13 protein-coding genes are annotated in these 18,379 nt (G+C 42.6%); all 13 read left to right on the top strand.

From position 1 onward, the window contains the following. Nucleotides 1-42 precede the first annotated feature (42 nt). The 13 genes from ACOYVE_RS09955 to ACOYVE_RS09895 all read left to right on the top strand — a co-directional run bounded on the left by ACOYVE_RS09955 (nucleotide 43) and on the right by ACOYVE_RS09895 (nucleotide 18,373). On the top strand, nucleotides 43-3,114 hold the full coding sequence (locus tag ACOYVE_RS09955; RefSeq protein ID WP_422881738.1) for a FlgD immunoglobulin-like domain containing protein: 3,072 nt from the start codon (nucleotides 43-45) through the stop codon (nucleotides 3,112-3,114). Nucleotides 3,115-3,198: 84 nt separating this feature from the next. Continuing rightward, entirely contained in the window at nucleotides 3,199-4,227 is a 1,029-nt protein-coding gene (locus ACOYVE_RS09950) for a LacI family DNA-binding transcriptional regulator (RefSeq protein ID WP_014857268.1), read from the top strand. A gap of 27 nt (nucleotides 4,228-4,254) precedes the next feature. Then, the gene (locus ACOYVE_RS09945; RefSeq protein WP_422881735.1) at nucleotides 4,255-5,646 is read left to right on the top strand and encodes a glycoside hydrolase family 28 protein; all 1,392 of its coding nucleotides are present in this window, start codon (nucleotides 4,255-4,257) and stop codon (nucleotides 5,644-5,646) included. Between the two features lie 167 nt (nucleotides 5,647-5,813). Beyond that, nucleotides 5,814-7,049 (top strand): ABC transporter permease, encoded by a 1,236-nt coding sequence (locus ACOYVE_RS09940; protein WP_014857266.1) that lies wholly within the window; start codon nucleotides 5,814-5,816, stop codon nucleotides 7,047-7,049. Continuing rightward, a complete protein-coding gene (locus ACOYVE_RS09935; protein WP_014857265.1) occupies nucleotides 7,049-8,278 on the top strand; it encodes an ABC transporter permease in 1,230 nt (409 codons plus the stop codon). Before ACOYVE_RS09940 ends, ACOYVE_RS09935 begins: the two co-directional genes overlap by 1 nt. Before the next feature lie 33 nt (nucleotides 8,279-8,311). Beyond that, entirely contained in the window at nucleotides 8,312-11,764 is a 3,453-nt protein-coding gene (locus ACOYVE_RS09930) for a hypothetical protein (RefSeq protein WP_014857264.1), read from the top strand. Nucleotides 11,765-11,773: 9 nt separating this feature from the next. Next, nucleotides 11,774-12,241 (top strand): NUDIX hydrolase, encoded by a 468-nt coding sequence (locus ACOYVE_RS09925; protein ID WP_014857263.1) that lies wholly within the window; start codon nucleotides 11,774-11,776, stop codon nucleotides 12,239-12,241. Nucleotides 12,242-12,277: 36 nt separating this feature from the next. Continuing rightward, nucleotides 12,278-13,183 carry a PfkB family carbohydrate kinase gene (locus tag ACOYVE_RS09920; RefSeq protein ID WP_041356101.1) on the top strand — a complete coding sequence of 302 codons (906 nt, stop codon included), beginning with the start codon at nucleotides 12,278-12,280 and terminating at the stop codon, nucleotides 13,181-13,183. A gap of 1 nt (nucleotide 13,184) precedes the next feature. Further along, nucleotides 13,185-14,195, top strand: coding sequence for an S-methyl-5-thioribose-1-phosphate isomerase (mtnA, locus tag ACOYVE_RS09915; RefSeq protein WP_014857261.1), 1,011 nt, complete (start codon nucleotides 13,185-13,187; stop codon nucleotides 14,193-14,195). Then, complete coding sequence (gene recO / locus ACOYVE_RS09910) at nucleotides 14,188-14,925, top strand: DNA repair protein RecO (RefSeq protein ID WP_014857260.1); 738 nt, start codon at nucleotides 14,188-14,190, stop codon at nucleotides 14,923-14,925. The genes mtnA and recO overlap by 8 nt, the downstream gene beginning before the upstream one ends. 14 nt (nucleotides 14,926-14,939) lie before the next feature. Further along, on the top strand, nucleotides 14,940-16,439 hold the full coding sequence (locus ACOYVE_RS09905; RefSeq protein WP_014857259.1) for a Do family serine endopeptidase: 1,500 nt from the start codon (nucleotides 14,940-14,942) through the stop codon (nucleotides 16,437-16,439). A gap of 84 nt (nucleotides 16,440-16,523) precedes the next feature. Next, entirely contained in the window at nucleotides 16,524-17,735 is a 1,212-nt protein-coding gene (aroC, locus tag ACOYVE_RS09900; protein WP_014857258.1) for a chorismate synthase, read from the top strand. Beyond that, nucleotides 17,732-18,373 carry an MBL fold metallo-hydrolase gene (locus ACOYVE_RS09895; RefSeq protein WP_014857257.1) on the top strand — a complete coding sequence of 214 codons (642 nt, stop codon included), beginning with the start codon at nucleotides 17,732-17,734 and terminating at the stop codon, nucleotides 18,371-18,373. The genes aroC and ACOYVE_RS09895 overlap by 4 nt, the downstream gene beginning before the upstream one ends. Nucleotides 18,374-18,379 lie beyond the last annotated feature (6 nt).

Here is an 18,379-nt window from a genome sequence, read left to right as displayed (position 1 = left end):
TGAGACTTATCTCAGTAATTATCAATAATAATAGGAGGCAACATGATATCCAAAAAGCAACTGAGTCTTTTTCTGCTGCTGATATTTCTTGCTGGGTATGCGTACCCGCAAAACGTATTACGTTTAAAGCCGTATGACGGCACGCCGGAGTCTTATTTGATAGCGCAGATCCGCGCCGATACGACTGCAAACGGCGGAATACCCGAAGGCAGAGTATACGAATTAGAAGGGGGTAAGATTTATCTAAATACGGAAGTATTTTATGTAGAGAAAGATTATACGTTCCACATGAGGTCGTCGAACGACCAGAAAGCAATAATTTATCAGTATCCGACGGGAACGGGCGACAATCCACAAAATCCTCCGGGATATATCCTTCGTTCAAGAGGCGGAGATATAATACTTGAAGGTATAGCAATCACGGGTTATTATGAACCTGCCGACGATCCGGCAAACGGCGTATTTGATCAATTGTATACGGTAGGCGGAACATTCTTGAGGACGGACAGCGAAGGAGCCTCGATAACATTGAAGAATTGTATATTCTCGAATATAGCCGGTCAGGTATTGCGCACGAATGCATCGACTAAGACGATACGTGTGGAGGATTGTATATTTGCAAATTTAGGCGCTTTGTCGACATCTAATTTCGGAGCCGGGAAAGGCATCGATTTGCGTGAATCGACGTGCGATTCGTTGATATTGATAAACAATACGTTTGTAAATTATATCGACCGACCGATCCGTCACTATAATTTCAGTAATCCGTTGGCTGGAACGGGCAATATCGGTTACGGATTGTTTGACCATAATACGTTTGTCAACGGCATGGGCTTCCACGGATTATTGTCGTTGGGTAACGTAGGCGACGAGATAGTGATAACGAATAACTTGTTTGTCGATGCGTTTGCCGCAGGCGAGGACTCGACGGATGCTACGAGGACGGCAGAATGGGCAAATACGGGCGAGCAGTATGCCAATGGAAATAACCGTATGGCCTGGATATTTGCCGCTCCGAACGATACGACCAAATGGGTGGTGGATCATAACTATTATGCGGTAACGGCGGCTGGACAGTCGTTCTTCGATAAATATCCAGAAATCGGCGTAGGCGAGCCGTTGTCGAATTACATAAAGTCGGCATTGGGATCGAAAGCCGCCGATGCCTTTAAGATGATAGAAGACCCAGGATTGACGAACGTACCTGATTTGATGCTGGGAATGATGGAATATTATGTAACGGTAGCCAATAAGACAAAAGACACGCCGAATGATTATTGGGATCCTGCAACTCAGGATATGGACAGACGTCCGTTGACGTATTATGTGAATGAATTTGACGCGTCGTATTCGAGTTCGTCGCCGGCCTACACCGGAGCAGCCAAAGGTTTCCCCGCAGGCGACCTCAACTGGTTCCCTGAATTAAAAGCTAAATGGCAAGCGGGTGAAAACCTGGCAGAAAACGTATTACGTTTAAAGCCGTATGACGGCACGCCGGAGTCTTATTTGATAGCGCAGATCCGCGCCGATACGACTGCAAACGGCGGAATACCCGAAGGCAGAGTATACGAATTAGAAGGGGGTAAGATTTATCTAAATACGGAAGTATTTTATGTAGAGAAAGATTATACGTTCCACATGAGGTCGTCGAACGACCAGAAAGCAATAATTTATCAGTATCCGACGGGAACGGGCGACAATCCACAAAATCCTCCGGGATATATCCTTCGTTCAAGAGGCGGAGATATAATACTTGAAGGTATAGCAATCACGGGTTATTATGAACCTGCCGACGATCCGGCAAACGGCGTATTTGATCAATTGTATACGGTAGGCGGAACATTCTTGAGGACGGACAGCGAAGGAGCCTCGATAACATTGAAGAATTGTATATTCTCGAATATAGCCGGTCAGGTATTGCGCACGAATGCATCGACTAAGACGATACGTGTGGAGGATTGTATATTTGCAAATTTAGGCGCTTTGTCGACATCTAATTTCGGAGCCGGGAAAGGCATCGATTTGCGTGAATCGACGTGCGATTCGTTGATATTGATAAACAATACGTTTGTAAATTATATCGACCGACCGATCCGTCACTATAATTTCAGTAATCCGTTGGCTGGAACGGGCAATATCGGTTACGGATTGTTTGACCATAATACGTTTGTCAACGGCATGGGCTTCCACGGATTATTGTCGTTGGGTAACGTAGGCGACGAGATAGTGATAACGAATAACTTGTTTGTCGATGCGTTTGCCGCAGGCGAGGACTCGACGGATGCTACGAGGACGGCAGAATGGGCAAATACGGGCGAGCAGTATGCCAATGGAAATAACCGTATGGCCTGGATATTTGCCGCTCCGAACGATACGACCAAATGGGTGGTGGATCATAACTATTATGCGGTAACGGCGGCTGGACAGTCGTTCTTCGATAAATATCCAGAAATCGGCGTAGGCGAGCCGTTGTCGAATTACATAAAGTCGGCATTGGGATCGAAAGCCGCCGATGCCTTTAAGATGATAGAAGACCCAGGATTGACGAACGTACCTGATTTGATGCTGGGAATGATGGAATATTATGTAACGGTAGCCAATAAGACAAAAGACACGCCGAATGATTATTGGGATCCTGCAACTCAGGATATGGACAGACGTCCGTTGACGTATTATGTGAATGAATTTGACGCGTCGTATTCGAGTTCGTCGCCGGCCTACACCGGAGCAGCCAAAGGTTTCCCCGCAGGCGACCTCAACTGGTTCCCTGAATTGAAAGAACTCTGGCTGAAAGGCGGAACGGTTGGCGTGGCTGACGAACCGGTAATCAAAAACGAATTCGTACTCGAACAAAATTACCCGAATCCGTTTAACCCGACCACGAATATTCGTTATCAATTGCCAAAGGCTTCGAATGTTACGATTACGGTTTACAATTCGCTCGGTCAGGAAGTGGCTAAATTGGTCAATAACGAATTGCAATCGGCAGGAACGCATACAATCACATGGAACGGCAAAGATAATTACGGAAATTCTGTCGCTACCGGAATATATTTCTATCAGTTAAAATCGAGCGACCTCGTTCTTACAAAGAAAATGATTCTTCTGAAGTAATTTAATGACACGGGACTGCCTCAAAAAGGTAGTCCCGTTTTTATTTATATTTTATTATTTTTCCGAATAAAATTGGTCTGAAAATTGAAAAACAAAGCCGTTACACTCAGCGACATAGCCAAGAGACTCAATGTTTCTACGGTTACGGTTTCTAAAGCTCTCAGAAATCACCCCGACATTTCTCCCGAAACCACTAATCTTGTTAAACAAACAGCGGAGCAGCTCGGGTATATTCCCAATATAATGGCTCGCAATCTTTCCGCCCGCAAATCGAATACCATCGGTCTGGTAGTTCCTAAAATTGCTCACTTTTTCTTCGGCTCGATAATCGAATATGTTTATCAAATTGCATTCTCTAAAAACTACGACATAATATTGACCGTTTCTCAGGAAAACGCGGAAATTGAAAAACGACAAATTCAAACTCTCCTTTCGATGAAGGTCGACGGCATAATCGTGTCGATAACTCAGGAAACGAAGAACTATGAAATTTTCGAACTTGTAAAAAGCAGAAACGTGCCGATTGTTTTCATCGACCGTATTCCCGAAATGGAAAACATCCATTCGGTTGTGGTAAACGACCGAGGAGGCGCTTTCAAAGCAATTGAACATGCAATTAAACTGGGTTACCGTAAGATCGGTCATTTTGCAGGTTATACCGATATTAATATCGGCAGGGAGCGTTTTATGGGTTATCAGGAAGCGATGAACAAATACGGCGTTGAGATTAATCCCGAGTGGGTCATCGAAGGCGGCTTCGGCGAAGAATACGGATATAAATCGTTTATGGAATTATATCTCAAAAACAACCTTCCTAAATTGATTTTCACTGTTACTTATCCCGTAGCGCTGGGCGTTTATATGGCTGCAAATGAAGTCGGTTACAGGATTCCGGACGACGTCGACGTTATTTGTTTTGGAAATGCGCGGATTCAAAAATTTTTATCGCCGCCGCTCAGTTGCGTCGACCAACCTACCAACTTGATAGCTGAAAATGCCATGAATCTTATTTTCGATTTAATCGACAAAAAAACGGATGAGTCTTCGAAAAAGATAATCGTCGAATCGGAATTAATTCTGAGAGGCACTTGTATAAGCTGTAACGAAAAATAATTTTATTAACAATAATTAGATGTTTTTATGAAAGCGCTCAAATTTTACATTGGAATTTTTGTCTTTATTTTACCGCTTTTTATCAATTCGCAGACTTTAAGAGATCCATGGAAAAAAGCCGTTGAAATACTGGAAAATATTCATGAACCGAAAATTCCCGAAAGAGTTTTCAATATTACTGATTATGCCGACAAAGCGTCGCTTGCCGAAAATATTAAACCCGCTCTCGACAAAGCCATCGAAGAATGCGGCAAATCGGGCGGCGGTAAAATTATAATTCCTGAAGGCGTTTATAAATGCAACGGTCCAATTCATTTCAAGAGCAATATTAACCTTCATCTGGAAAAAAATGCAGTCGTTTTATTCAGTACAAATCCGAAGGATTATTTACCCGTTGTTTTTACGCGTTGGGAAGGCGTCGAATGCTATAACTATTCTCCTTTAATATACGGATTTGAGGTTGATAATGTAGCTATTACAGGAGAAGGCGTATTTGACGGTATGGCTTCCGACGAGAATTGGTGGAAGTGGAAAGGAAGAAAAAATCCGAAAGACGACGAAACACAAAATAATCCGAACAGCAGACCGCGACTCTTCGAAATGAATAATCAGGACGTACCCGTTGATAAACGCGTCTTCGGGGAAGGACATTATCTGCGACCGAATTTTGTACAATTCTATAAATCAAAGAATATTTTGATCGAAGGAGTCACTTTCAAAAATTCGCCCATGTGGTTTTTGCATCCCGTGCTATCCGAAAATATAATTATTCGCAATGTGAAAACAATCGGTCATGGTCCGAATAACGACGGATGCGACCCTGAATCGTGCAAAAACGTCCTTATCGAAGGATGCTATTTCGATAACGGAGACGACTGTATTGCGATTAAATCCGGAAGAAACAACGACGGGCGGAGAATTAACGCGCCGAGCGAAAATTTTATTATTCGTAATTGCATGATGAAAGACGGGCACGGCGGTGTGGTTATAGGAAGTGAAATTTCCGGAGGTTGCCGTTTTGTGTTTGCGGAAGATTGTAAAATGGACAGTCCGAATCTCGACCGGATGCTGAGAATTAAGTCCAATACAATTCGAGGCGGCGTGGTTGAGCATGTTTACGTAAGAAATATCGAAGTGGGCGAAGTAAGCAACGCAATTGTAAGAATGAATATGTTTTACGATCCGAAAGAAATCGGACCTCGTGATTTCCCGCCGAAATTCAGGAATATACGCGTTGAGAATGTTACAAGCCGGAAGAGCGATTATGCGTTGGAATTTCTGGGACTCGAAGAATCGCCGATTGAAAATGTTGAGATTATCAATTGCGATTTTAACGGAGTGAAAAAGGAAAATTCGATTTCGAATACCCGTAATCTCGTACTTAAAAATGTGAAAATTAACGGAAAGGCAGTTAATTGATTTTTTTTACAGAGGGCATTATATAAAGTCCTGACGCGATTCAAAAATACGGATTTTAAACTTTTCCTCTCTCCAATCTGTTAAACCGATAAAAATGTAATTCTTACAAATTATTTTTTTTATTAAAATTAAACTTTTATATTAAGGTCTGATAAATCAACCGGAATATGAAAAGATTCTTTATAGAGTTTAAAGAAATTCTGTTAATTTCACTGAGGGCAATCCGGGCAAATAAATTGCGTTCCGTATTGACCACGCTTGGCATTATTATCGGAATAGTCGCTGTAACAACTATGTCGACTGCAATCGTTGGTTTGAGGGAAGCGTTTATGAGTTCGATTTCGTCGTTCGGAAGCGACGTTTTGTACGTCGATAAATTTCCCTGGTTTGCCATGAACGACTGGCGACTCTACAGAAACCGCAAAGACATTACATACGAACAATACGAAAAACTCAGAACGGCGCTCAAAAACTACGAGGCGATGGCTCCCACTAAGAGAACTTTCGGAGCGTCTGTAAAAAGGAAAAATCGAACCGTCGAATCGGCAATGATAATCGGCACGACGCAGGAATATGCGCGCACCAGTCAAATAATTCTCGAAGAAGGCAGATTCATGAACGAATGGGAAGCAAAAGCGGGGCGGCGCGTTTGTATTATAGGCAAAGATATTCAGAACGAATTATTCCCCGACATAAGTCCCATCGGAAGAGAAATCCGTATTAATAACATTCCTTTTAAAGTGATCGGCATTATAGAAAAACAGGGAAGCGGCTTTTTGGGCGCGTTCAGCCTCGACGGGCAGGTGATTATCCCATTTAAAGCGTTCGAAACCGCCGTTGGAGAGGCGCGCAACAGAATGCGAATCGATATTAAAATCGGGAACATTGACAGGCTGGAAGAGGCAAAAGAAGAAATTATTGCCGCCATGCGAGTTATTCGTAAAGTCCCTCCCGGTAAACCGGAAGATTTTGCAATCAATCAACAGGAAGCTTTTAAACAGATGTACGACCAGACGGTCGGCGTAGTGGCGATTGCCGGTATTGTCATTACAGCTCTTTCTCTTTTCGTAGGAGCAATCGGCATAATGAATATCATGTTTGTTTCCGTAACCGAAAGGACTAAAGAGATAGGTATTCGAAAAGCTATAGGAGCGAAAACATGGTCGATTCTGTTCCAGTTTTTAACCGAGGCGGCAGTAATTTGTATGATCGGAGGGATTATAGGTATTATAATTTCATATCCTCTCAGTTTGGTGATTAACCAGTTCTTGCCGACTTCTCTTCCGATTCATATTGTTTTCATTTCGCTTATGATTTCGGCTCTCGTCGGTATAATTTCGGGGTTTGTGCCGGCGTGGAAGGCTTCGCGTTTGAATCCGGTAGATGCGTTGAGGTATGAATAATGCTGATACTCGAAAGTATTAAACTGGCATATCAATCCATAATCGGGAGTAAACTCCGGTCGTTTTTGACGCTGCTTGGAATTGCAATAGGACTGTTTTCGATTATAATTGTAATGACGGCAATCAGCGCAATTCAGCAGAATATTGTGGATGCATTCAATGAAATCGGCGCAAATAACTTTTTCGTGCAAAAATATCCCGCTTTTCAGGCGGGCGGTCCTCATGCCAGAAGACAATACAGAAACAGAAAAGATTTAACTCCTTATGAAGGGGAAAAACTGAGAGAAATGACGGAATTACCCGCCGCGGTGGGAATTGTACTAAATGCGACCGGAAGAGTCGTTCGTTTTCGTAACGAAAAGACTAATCCTACCGTTTATGTCGCCGGCACTAATGTCGATTATTTTGTGGCGCTCGATCTTGAAATGGAAGACGGCAGAATGTATACCAATGCCGATGTCGAATTGAGCCGTCCGGTGGCGGTGCTTGGGCATGATGTCGTGGATAAATTATTCAAGAATATCAATCCGGTAGGGCAAACAATACGAGTCGATAAATACGAATTCGAAGTTATCGGTACATTTGCAAAACGCGGCACTGTGCTCGGACAATCGCAGGATAATTTCGTATGTATTCCGCTGCCTGTTTTTCAGAAATATTTCGGACGGGAAAGGTCGGCGTCGTTTTTGATTATGGCTCCGAGTAAAGATTTGATTCAAGAGACCATGGATGAAGTTATCGGCGCCTTGAGGTTAATACGCGGCATCGCTCCCGGCGAAGACAACGATTTTGAAATTGTCACAAACGATCAGTTGACTGAACAGTTCAACGAACTGACGAAATATTTCAGATTGGGCGCCGCGGTTATAGCGTTTATAGCGTTGATTGCAGCCGGAGTTGGCATTATGAATATTATGTTGGTCAGCGTTACCGAAAGAACCAAAGAAATCGGAATCCGTAAAGCCGTAGGAGCTCAGAAAAAGAATATTCTGACGCAATTTGTTATCGAAGCGGTAGCCTTGAGCTGGTTCGGAGGTCTGATCGGAATTGTACTTGGTTTAATTGGCGGAAATATAGTAGCGCTCTATTTGAGCGTTTCGCTTATTCTCCCGATAGACTGGATAGTAATCGGTCTTATTATTACTACGATTGTCGGCGTAGTATTCGGGGTCTATCCTGCGATGAAGGCAGCCAATCTCGACCCGATAGAAGCGCTTCGCTACGAATAATCACGAGGTGATATCGTTTGTCTTTACCTTGTTATGAAATTAAAATTACCGAAAAAACTTGTCTTACTTTTGCCCTTGCTTCTGAGCGGCTGGAACCTCTTTGCGCAAACGGCAGCCATATCGGATACTTTCCGCGTCAGTCTTGAAAACAATTACGAAATCTCGTCTCTTAATATTATTCCGTTTTCGGAAATAATTTTAATTAACAATAGTCCGCTCGGAAAAAACGAATATACAATTTCTTACCGAAAAGGCTCGTTCAGTCTAAACGACATTACGCGATATAACATCGGGGATACGCTAATAATTCGTTATTCGTCAACTGCGGTTTCTTTGAAAAAAGAATACCGGAGGCAAGTTCCCGTATTCAGATATGACAAAAACGCTAAAGATACGTTAATTGTCGTTGAGCCTTTGTCCAGAGCCCTTTCTGCGGAATCGATTTTCGGAAGGGATATTAACAAAAGCGGGTCGATTATTCGAGGCTTTACTATCGGCACCAATAGGGATTTTACATTAAACAGCGGACTTAGACTGCAACTGAGTGGAAAGTTGTCCGACGACCTTGAATTAATAGCGGCATTGACGGATGAGAACACTCCTATTCAACCCGAGGGGAACACTCAAACGCTCGATGAAATCGACAAAGTATTCATTGAACTCAGGCACCGTAATTTTACGGGAACTTTCGGTGACATCGATTTTTTCGATAATTCATCGCAATTTTCGAGAGTAACCAAAAAATTACAGGGTTTGAAAACCGAAATCCGTTCAAATGACGGGAATGTTATAGGAAGCCTGGTAATTGCCGGCGCGCGCGGTAAATTCAACTCGCTCGATTTTTTCGGATCGGACGGGAATCAGGGTCCGTACCGACTGACAGGCCAGAATAATGAAAGAAATATTATAATTATTGCGGGCAGCGAAAAGGTCTTTCTCGACGGCATCGAAATGACCCGAGGCGAAAACTACGATTATATAATCGATTATTCGAATGCAACTATTACTTTCACGCCGAAAAGAATTATTACTTCGGCCAGCAGAATTCATGTCGATTACGAATATACCGACCTGAATTATTCTCGAAACTTTATGGGAGTCAACATACGTTCAAAAGCGTTTGATGACAGACTGTCCCTAGGGATTTCATATTACAGAGAGGCGGACAATCAGGACAGCCCCGTTGAACTATCGCTTACCGACGACGACCTTAATATATTAAAGAACGCCGGCGATTCCGGAACAGATGCTTTCAAGAGCGGCGTCCGATTGGCGGAACCGGATTCGGCGGGCAACGTGAAAGGTCTCTATTCAAAAAGGGATACGGTAATTAACGGTCAACATTATGAATATTATTTGTACGCCCCGGGCAGCGGGTCGTCGGAATACAATGTGAGCTTCAGCTATGTAGGCGAAGCGAAAGGAGATTATATCAAAAAGGGGCTCGGCAATTACCGATTTGTAGGACCTGGTAAAGGCAATTATACGCCGTTGATTTTTTTGCCGCTGCCCGAATTAAAACAGATAACGGTTTTGTCCGCCGCGGCCGATCTCGGTAAGGACGTAAACTTCAAAATGGAATTCTCAGGCAGCGGTTACGATAAAAACAGATTTTCTTCGCTCGACGATAACGACAATTACGGCTTTGCACGGCTTTTGAAACTGGAAATAAAACCGCGGGATATGAAATTGTTCGACATAAATCTGGGAAATATCGGGCTGAATTTTAAAGAAAGATTTATCGACAGTCGCTATACAACGCTCGACAGAATTAACGAGGTGGAGTTCAACAGGTATTATAACCTCGAATCTGACCAGAAAGGGAATCAACTTCTCAGAGAAGCGGAAATAACGTATAAACCCGGCGGGAGAATAGCGCTGAATTCGAGTTATGGTTTCTTGAAGCAGGGAGCGAATTTCGAATCGAATCGATTTTTCAGCAGAGCTTCAATAACGGACGAACAAAATTACAATATCGATTACACTCTGGATTACGTTTCGTCTCGAAACGGCTCTCTCAATTCTGCGTGGAATCGCCAGAACGGGAATGCATTTTATAAAATTTATAATTTTAGACCGGGCTTCGATCTCCTTTACGAAAAAAAAGAAGAACAGGTATCCGACAGTCTTATTAACAGCAGTTATGAATACAGGGAGGCTGCGCCATATATCGAATTTATTTCCGGCGGATTTAATATTAAAGGCGGGTATTCGGTCAGGGAAGAGTTTGCCGCACGGAATAATCGATTAATCAAACAATCCGAAGCGGATATTAAACAATTGAGCCTAGAATTTAACGGAGCAACACTCCTCATTTCATCATTGACTTTAAGTCTTCGTAAAAAGAAATATACCGACGAATTTTTATCCGAAGGATTTACAGACAGCGAGACGTTTCTGCTGCTTTCCAAAAACAGATTTAATTTTTTCGACAGAGCGGTCAGCGGGGATGTATATTATCAGGTTTCTACTGAACAATCCGCCAAATACGAAAAAGTTTTTGTTAAAGTTAATACGGGCTACGGAAATTATATTTACCTGGGGGATTTGAACAATAACGGCATTGCCGATGAAAACGAATTCGAGTTAACTTCTTACGACGGCGAATTCATTTTAATAACAGTTCCTACCGAAGAGCAATTCCCGGTAATCGATTTGAAATCGAACGTGCGATTCCGGATCGATTTTTCTAAATTCAAAGACGGCGTCCTCGGTAAATATCTTAAACCGGTATCGACCGAAACAAACTGGCGCGTCGATGAAAACAGCCGGGATAAAAACACGGCGAATATCTATTTCTTCAAATTGTCCGAGTTTCTTAACGACTCGACTACAATCAACGGAACTCAACTTTTTCAACAGGACGTGGATTTATTTAAGAATCGCTCGGACTTTTCGATCAGGTTCCGTTTTCTGGAACGCAAAAGTTTGAATCAATACAGCAACGGCATTGAAAAGGGATATCTCAAAGAACGCTCCGTACGATTGAGATTCAGAATGTTGAAAGAATTGAGCAATCAAACGGAGTATGTAAATCGGGTTGATAACTACGCGGCGCCTCCCATCACAAAACGATCCCGCAATATTTTAAGAGACGAATTGTCTACTAACTTTTCGTATAAGCCTGCCCGAAAAATCGAAGTGGGTTTCAAGATTACAACCGGCAGAAGCACGGATTACTATCCCGAAGTTCCGACAATAATCGACGATAATTCCCAAACGATTCAATTTAATTATTCCTTTTTGAATCTGGGCAGATTGAGAATCGAATTGGAGAGGATTGAAATTAATTCCGGCGCTAACGAAAACAATATTCCTTTCGAAATACTTAAGGGAAATATCGTCGGAAAAAATTATTTTTGCAGAACATATTTCGATTACAGGATTACCGATTACATACAAACGACTATTAATTACGAAGCTCGGATCTACGGCAAACGAAGAGTAATACATTCGATGCGCGCCGAAGCCAGAGCGTATTTTTGAAATTGAACTATGAAAATAACGGCAAATATGGTGGAAGTTCATCTCTTTAGAGAAAATGACGAAGGTATCGAATTTTTACTCTTAAAAAGATCGCAAGGCGAACTCTATCCTTCCATATGGCAGATGGTTACGGGAAAAATTAAAGATGGAGAAAAGGCATACGAAACTGCTTTGAGAGAAATTAATGAAGAAACCGGCCAACGCCCGTTACGACTTTGGACTGTGCCGAACGTTAATTCTTTTTATTCGGATCGAGACGACAGTATCGTTTTAATACCCGTCTTTGCGGCTATGCTAGACGCCGACGCGGTAATTAAATTGTCCGAAGAACATTGCGACTTCAAATGGACCAGTCCCGTAGAGGCGCGCCGAATGCTTGCCTGGGAAGGACAACGCAAATCGGCAAAGATTATTGAAGATTATTTTATGAATAAAAATCATTTTTTTGACCTGCTCGAAATAAAATTTCGAAAATGATTCCTATATTTATATAAACAAAAAAAGGTGATAACTGTGAGTTTGCTCGTTGTCGGTTCAATCGGTTTGGATGATATCGAAACGCCATTTGACAGCGTTAAAAACGCTCTTGGCGGATCTACCACTTATATTTCTTTGGCTGCAAGCTACTTTACAGCTCCGGTTAGTATTGTTGGCGTCGTTGGAGGCGATTTCGAACAACGTCACATACGTATGCTCGAAAATCATAACATCGATCTGGAAGGACTTCAGATAGTGGAAGGCGCAAAAACCTTCCGCTACGGCTGCAAATATCATTACGATTTAAATGCGAGGGATTCGCTTTTTACCCATTTGAACGTATTCGAACATTTTGACCCCGTTATTCCCGAACAAAAAAAGAAGAGCAGTTTTGTAATTTTGGGCAACATATCGCCGGCGTTGCAGCTCAAAGTGCTCGATCAACTAACCAATCCGAAATTTGTAGTATGCGACACGATGAATTTTTGGATTGAAGGAGCGAAAGAAGATTTGTTGAAGGTATTAAAAAGAGTGGATGTTTTGATTATAAACGACTCGGAAGCGCGGCTTTTAACTCAACAACCGAATTTGATTAAAGCTGCTAAAATTATATCTGAGATGGGTCCGAAATATTTAATAATAAAAAAAGGCGAGCACGGGGCGCTGCTGTTTGGAGACGATTCGATATTTTCCGCGCCGGCTTATCCGATGGAAGATATTAACGACCCGACGGGCGCCGGCGACGCATTTGCCGGGGGCTTTACCGGATATCTTCACAAAAATCGCGACCTGAGTTTCGATAATCTTAAACGAGCTGTAATCTACGGAAGCGTAATGGCGTCATTCTGCGTGGAAAAATTCAGCACTAAAGGATTGGAAGATCTGAGCTATCTCGAAATCCAAAATCGTTTTTTCGAATTCAAAGAACTCTCGAGTTTTTGATATGTTTAAAATCGAAGCGGTTAAATTCAAAGACGATAAAATTATTTTGATCGACCAGACAAAACTTCCGTTGAAAGAGGAATATATTGTTACGGATGATTACGAAAGGATTGCAATAGCAATCGAAAGGCTCGAAGTAAGAGGCGCTCCGGCTATCGGCGTTACAGCGGCTTACGCTCTGGCTCTTTCAGTAAAAAATAAAAATGAAAACGTAGAAGAAGAATTTCTTAAAGCATACAACCGCCTGAAATCTACGCGTCCGACAGCTGTTAATTTGTTCTTCGGTCTGGACTCGATTAAGGAAGAATTTGAAAAATATAAAAACGACCCGCGGGTATATTTGAAATTAATAGAAGCTGCCAAGAGGCTTCATGAAGACGATATCGAGATGTGCGAAAAAATTGCGCTCAACGGCTTGTCGGTTTTCGATCGAAAAATGAGAGTTCTTACGCATTGCAATACCGGCGCGTTGGCAACCGGCGGAAGCGGCACGGCTTTGAACGTTATACGTCGCGCATATTTTAATGGCTTCGTGGAATGCGTCCATGTGGACGAAACCCGCCCGCTGCTTCAGGGTTCCAGACTTACCGCGTGGGAACTCGATAAACTGGGCATTCCTTTTTCGATTAATACGGATTCAACAGCGGCGGTTTTAATGAAAGAAAAGAAAGTAGACCTGATCATTACGGGCGCCGATCGTATTGCCGTCAACGGCGATACGGCTAATAAAATAGGCACGTATAATCTTGCTGTTCTTGCCAGGCATCATAATATACCGTTTTATATTGCGGCTCCGACATCCACAATCGACAGACATTGTCCAAGCGGAAAAGAAATTAAAATCGAATTGCGCGGTAAAGAGGAATTGGTTAAAATAGGCGACTGCCGTTTTACATCAGACGCTTACGATGCATACTGTCCCGCATTCGACGTAACCCCGGCGGAACTGATTACCGGAATTATTACGGAAAAGGGCGTATTTGGAAATCCTTACAGATTAGAGAATGTCTGAAATTATTAAAACCGACGCCGTCGTTCTCAATAAACTCGATTACGGAGACACCAGTAAAATAGCACATCTTTTTACCCGCGACTTCGGCAAAATGTCGGTTATCGTTAAAGGAGCCCGCTCCCCGAAATCGAAAATCGGCATGATAGTCGACGCGATTAACGTTATCCAGGTAATAATCTATAAGAAAGAAACAAGGGATATTCAATTAATCGGCAGCGCCGATTTAATAAAACATTTTCCGACTATAAAAGAAGATTTCGAGCGCATTAAATATGCCACTGCGGTTATCGAATTGTTGCTTCAGTTAACTGTAGAACTCGATCCGCATCCGAGGCTTTTCGACGGCACGGTCAGGATTTTCGAAATAATGAACAATGCCGAGAAAAATCCGAAATTTTACTTCGCTAAATATTTTCTGTTTTTCATTAAAGAAATCGGTTACCAATTTCCCATTACTCATTGTTCCGTATGTAACAAAGAGCTAAACGACACAATGCAGATAAATTACAATTACGATTCGGGCATTTTATGCGGGGAATGCGGCAAAGACAGAATGAGCCATTTCCGTTTTACAAAGGAACTTTTCAATTTACTCCAGTGTCTAAGCTCAAAAAATAATAATGTTCGATACGGCGACAGAGAACTCGACACACTGATAATGCTGCTCGAAAAATTTTTGAAATACAATATAGACGAATTCAAAGGACTCAGGTCGCTTAAAGTACTATAACAGGAGGAATTAAAATGAATAGAAAAAATCTGCTGGGTACTGTCTCACTTATATTAATCGGTATAGTATTCGGAGCCGTATTGGTTTCGGGATTCGGTTGGGTTCGACCCAGTTATGCCGACGTACAGATTGGCGCCGATAAAGCCCCCGTAGTGAATTTAGACCCGCAAGCCGCAGCTTTCAATAACGCGTTCATAGAAGCCGCCGAAAAAGTTACGCCTTCAATTGTTCAGATTACCGTAGTAACAACTGTCAAAAACAAATTGCCGGAAGAATTCCATTTCTTTTTCCCGTTCAAAGACGACATTCCCCGAGAACAGCAGGGAGGCGGAAGCGGAATTGTAATTTCCGAAGACGGATATATTCTTACGAACAATCACGTCGTTGAGGACGCCAAACATGTGACGGTTACTTTGCACGACAAGCGAGAATTCGAAGCAGAAATCGTCGGCACCGACCCGTTGACGGATCTGGCTGTGATTAAAATAAATGCAAAAGACCTGCCGGCTGCTTATCTGGGCGATTCGGATAATATTAAAGTCGGTCAATGGGTTATGGCAATCGGAAACCCGCTTTCGCTCGCTTCGACAGTAACAGCCGGAATAATCAGCGCCAAGAGCAGAAATATTAATATAATCCGCGACCAATACGCAATCGAAAATTTCATTCAAACCGACGCCGCCATTAACCCCGGCAACAGCGGAGGCGCTCTGGTCGATTTAAACGGCGCGGTCATCGGAGTTAACTCTGCAATTGCAACCGACGGAATTACACAAAGATATATCGGTTACGGATTCGCCATACCGATTAACCTGGCAAAAGCCGTTGCGAGAGATTTAATCGCTAACGGCAAAGTCAGCCGCGGTTATATTGGAGTGCAGATCTCCGAACTCGACGCCCAAACAGCAAAGGCGATAGGACTCGACGAACCGAAAGGCGTGCTTATACAGGATATTGTTAAAGGCGGCGCCGCAGAAAAAGCCGATATTAAACAAGGCGACGTTATTCTTAAGATAGACGAAAAAGAAGTAAACGTACCGAGCGAATTGCAGTCGTATGTAGCTTCGAAACGCGCAGGCGACGAAGTAAAATTGACTCTCTACCGCGACGGTAAAAAAATCGAAAGGTATGTTAAACTGAAAGCCCGCGACGAGGATGCCTCCGATAATGTTAAGACTTCGGATAAAGGAAAATCGAAAGGGAAAATCGACAAGAAGGAAATAAAATTCGATAACGTTGGAATGACGGTCAGAAACATGACCGAAGAGGAACTGAAAGAATATAAAGTGGGTAACGGCGTTCTCGTCACCGAAGTAAAAAACTTCAGCAAGGCTTATAACCAGCGCATAATAAAAGGCGTTGTAATAACGGAAGCCGATAAAAAGCCGGTTAAAACGGTAAGCGAACTCGAAGAAATATTCAATGACAACAAAGGGAAAGCCGTTCTTCTCAAATTGGTAGACAGTCAGGGTAATTCCCGCCTCGTCGGTCTGGAAATTCCCGAAGAAGAATAAATAAAAATGATTTTAACCGAAAAAAGCGTCCATTATTAGGACGCTTTTTTTATATTTACGCATCAAAAAAACAGGGCTGGTAAAATGATTGATTTTGTTACCGCAGGCGAATCCCACGGAAAAGCTCTTGTAACAGTTGTAAGCGGATTCCCTTCGAATATTGAAATTTCATCCGAATATATAAACGAACAATTGAAGAGACGTCAGGCAGGCTACGGCCGGGGTCTCAGAATGAAAATTGAAACGGATAAAGCGGAAATACTCTCGGGTATCCGGCACGGTAAAACTCTCGGTTCGCCGATCTCGATGATTATCTGGAATAAAGACTGGGAAAACTGGACAGACAAAATGAATCCGGAGCCGGTCGATGTTCCGATTGAAAAGATATCGATTCCTCGTCCGGGACACGCCGATTTGGTCGGCGTAACGAAATATAATTTCGACGATATACGCAATTCCATCGAACGTTCGAGCGCGAGGGAAACTGCGGCTCGCGTGGCAGCCTGCTCGGTAGCCAGAAAATTTTTGAGCGAGTTCGGCATTCACGTCGGCAGTTTCGTAGAAAGCATAGGAGGCATTTATCCGAAAGAGAATTTTATAGATAAGTTTTTTGCCAATAAAATAAATTCGAATTATTCGGCTGAAAAATTAAACAAGATTTCGGATAAAAGTCCGGTGAGGGTTTTAGACAAAGAGCATGAAGATAAAATAATTCGACGGATAAAACTCGCCAAGAAAAAGGGCGATACGCTTGGAGGTACATTTTATGTCGTAATAACGGGTATGCCCATAGGCATCGGAAGCTTTGTGCATTACGATACTCGTCTCGAAGCCGACCTGGCTCATTCTATAATGTCGATACAAGCCGTTAAGGGAGTCGAGATTGGCAGGGGATTCAAGATGGCGGATGAATACGGCTCTGCGGTACACGACGAAATTGTTCTGAGAAAAGGCAAAATCAGCCGCAAGACTAACAATGCCGGGGGAATAGAAGGCGGAATATCGACGGGACTCCCGATAATTATTAGAGTAGCAATGAAACCGATAGCCACGCTCATGTCGCCAATCGGTTCTATTGACTTGTCGAAAATGAAGAATATTAAAGCCCGACGAGAACGAAGCGACTTTGTAGCCGCGCCGGCATGCGCGGTTATTGCGGAATCGATGGCAGCCTGGAGCGTTGCAAAACTGTTCCTCGATAAATTCGGCGGCGATTCAATCGAAGAAACCAGAGCGAATTTTTTGAATTATACCGGTCAGTTAGAAAAACGTCTCAAAGAAAATTTTAATAAATGATTTCGATTAAAAAATTTGTATTCAATCTCTTTGCGGAGAATACATATTTAATCTGGGACGATCTTACGTTCGATGCGGCGATTATCGATCCGGGCTGTTCCACCCAACTCGAGAAAGAAACATTATCCGATTTTATCGAATTGAACGGCATTAAACTCCGTTATCTTTTTAATACCCATTGTCATATCGATCATATTCTCGGCAACAGATTTGTGTACGAAAAATTTAATCCTCAATTCTATGCGCCCGAAAAGGATCTTTTTCTTCTCGATTTAATGAAAGAAGTTGCAGCCGGTTACGGAATGGAATTCGAAGAATCTCCCAAACCCGATTTTTATATCGACGAAAAGCTCGATCTTCAAGTCGGTAATTCGAAACTGAAATTTATTTTTACACCCGGACATACCCCCGGCGAATTTTCTATCTATTTGCCTGATGAAAAAATTTGTTTTACCGGCGACGTTCTTTTTCAGGAAAGTATCGGAAGAACGGATCTTTGGGGCGGAAACTACAATCAACTTATAGAATCGATTAAATCCGGGTTGCTTACGCTTCCGGAAGACGTAATTATTTATCCCGGACACGGCGAATCTTCCACAATTGGCAGGGAAAAGGAAATTAATCCTTTCTTAATATGATTATAT

Origin of the sequence: Melioribacter sp., assembly GCF_049325435.1 — a bacterium.
GTDB lineage: Bacteria > Bacteroidota > Ignavibacteria > Ignavibacteriales > Melioribacteraceae > Melioribacter > Melioribacter roseus.
Note: the sequence above shows the minus strand (reverse complement) of the source record. Positions and strands in the feature narration are given on the sequence as shown.

What these genes read in the sequence shown, in the direction of transcription:
- ACOYVE_RS09905 (WP_014857259.1), top strand. Translation starts at nt 14,940, where the DNA reads ATGAATAGAAAAAATCTGCTGGGTACTGTCTCACTTATATTAATCGGT.
- ACOYVE_RS09945 (WP_422881735.1), top strand. Translation starts at nt 4,255, where the DNA reads ATGAAAGCGCTCAAATTTTACATTGGAATTTTTGTCTTTATTTTACCG.
- aroC (WP_014857258.1), top strand. Translation starts at nt 16,524, where the DNA reads ATGATTGATTTTGTTACCGCAGGCGAATCCCACGGAAAAGCTCTTGTA.
- ACOYVE_RS09895 (WP_014857257.1), top strand. Translation starts at nt 17,732, where the DNA reads ATGATTTCGATTAAAAAATTTGTATTCAATCTCTTTGCGGAGAATACA.
- ACOYVE_RS09955 (WP_422881738.1), top strand. Translation starts at nt 43, where the DNA reads ATGATATCCAAAAAGCAACTGAGTCTTTTTCTGCTGCTGATATTTCTT.
- ACOYVE_RS09935 (WP_014857265.1), top strand. Translation starts at nt 7,049, where the DNA reads ATGCTGATACTCGAAAGTATTAAACTGGCATATCAATCCATAATCGGG.
- mtnA (WP_014857261.1), top strand. Translation starts at nt 13,185, where the DNA reads ATGTTTAAAATCGAAGCGGTTAAATTCAAAGACGATAAAATTATTTTG.
- ACOYVE_RS09925 (WP_014857263.1), top strand. Translation starts at nt 11,774, where the DNA reads ATGAAAATAACGGCAAATATGGTGGAAGTTCATCTCTTTAGAGAAAAT.
- ACOYVE_RS09930 (WP_014857264.1), top strand. Translation starts at nt 8,312, where the DNA reads ATGAAATTAAAATTACCGAAAAAACTTGTCTTACTTTTGCCCTTGCTT.
- recO (WP_014857260.1), top strand. Translation starts at nt 14,188, where the DNA reads ATGTCTGAAATTATTAAAACCGACGCCGTCGTTCTCAATAAACTCGAT.
- ACOYVE_RS09940 (WP_014857266.1), top strand. Translation starts at nt 5,814, where the DNA reads ATGAAAAGATTCTTTATAGAGTTTAAAGAAATTCTGTTAATTTCACTG.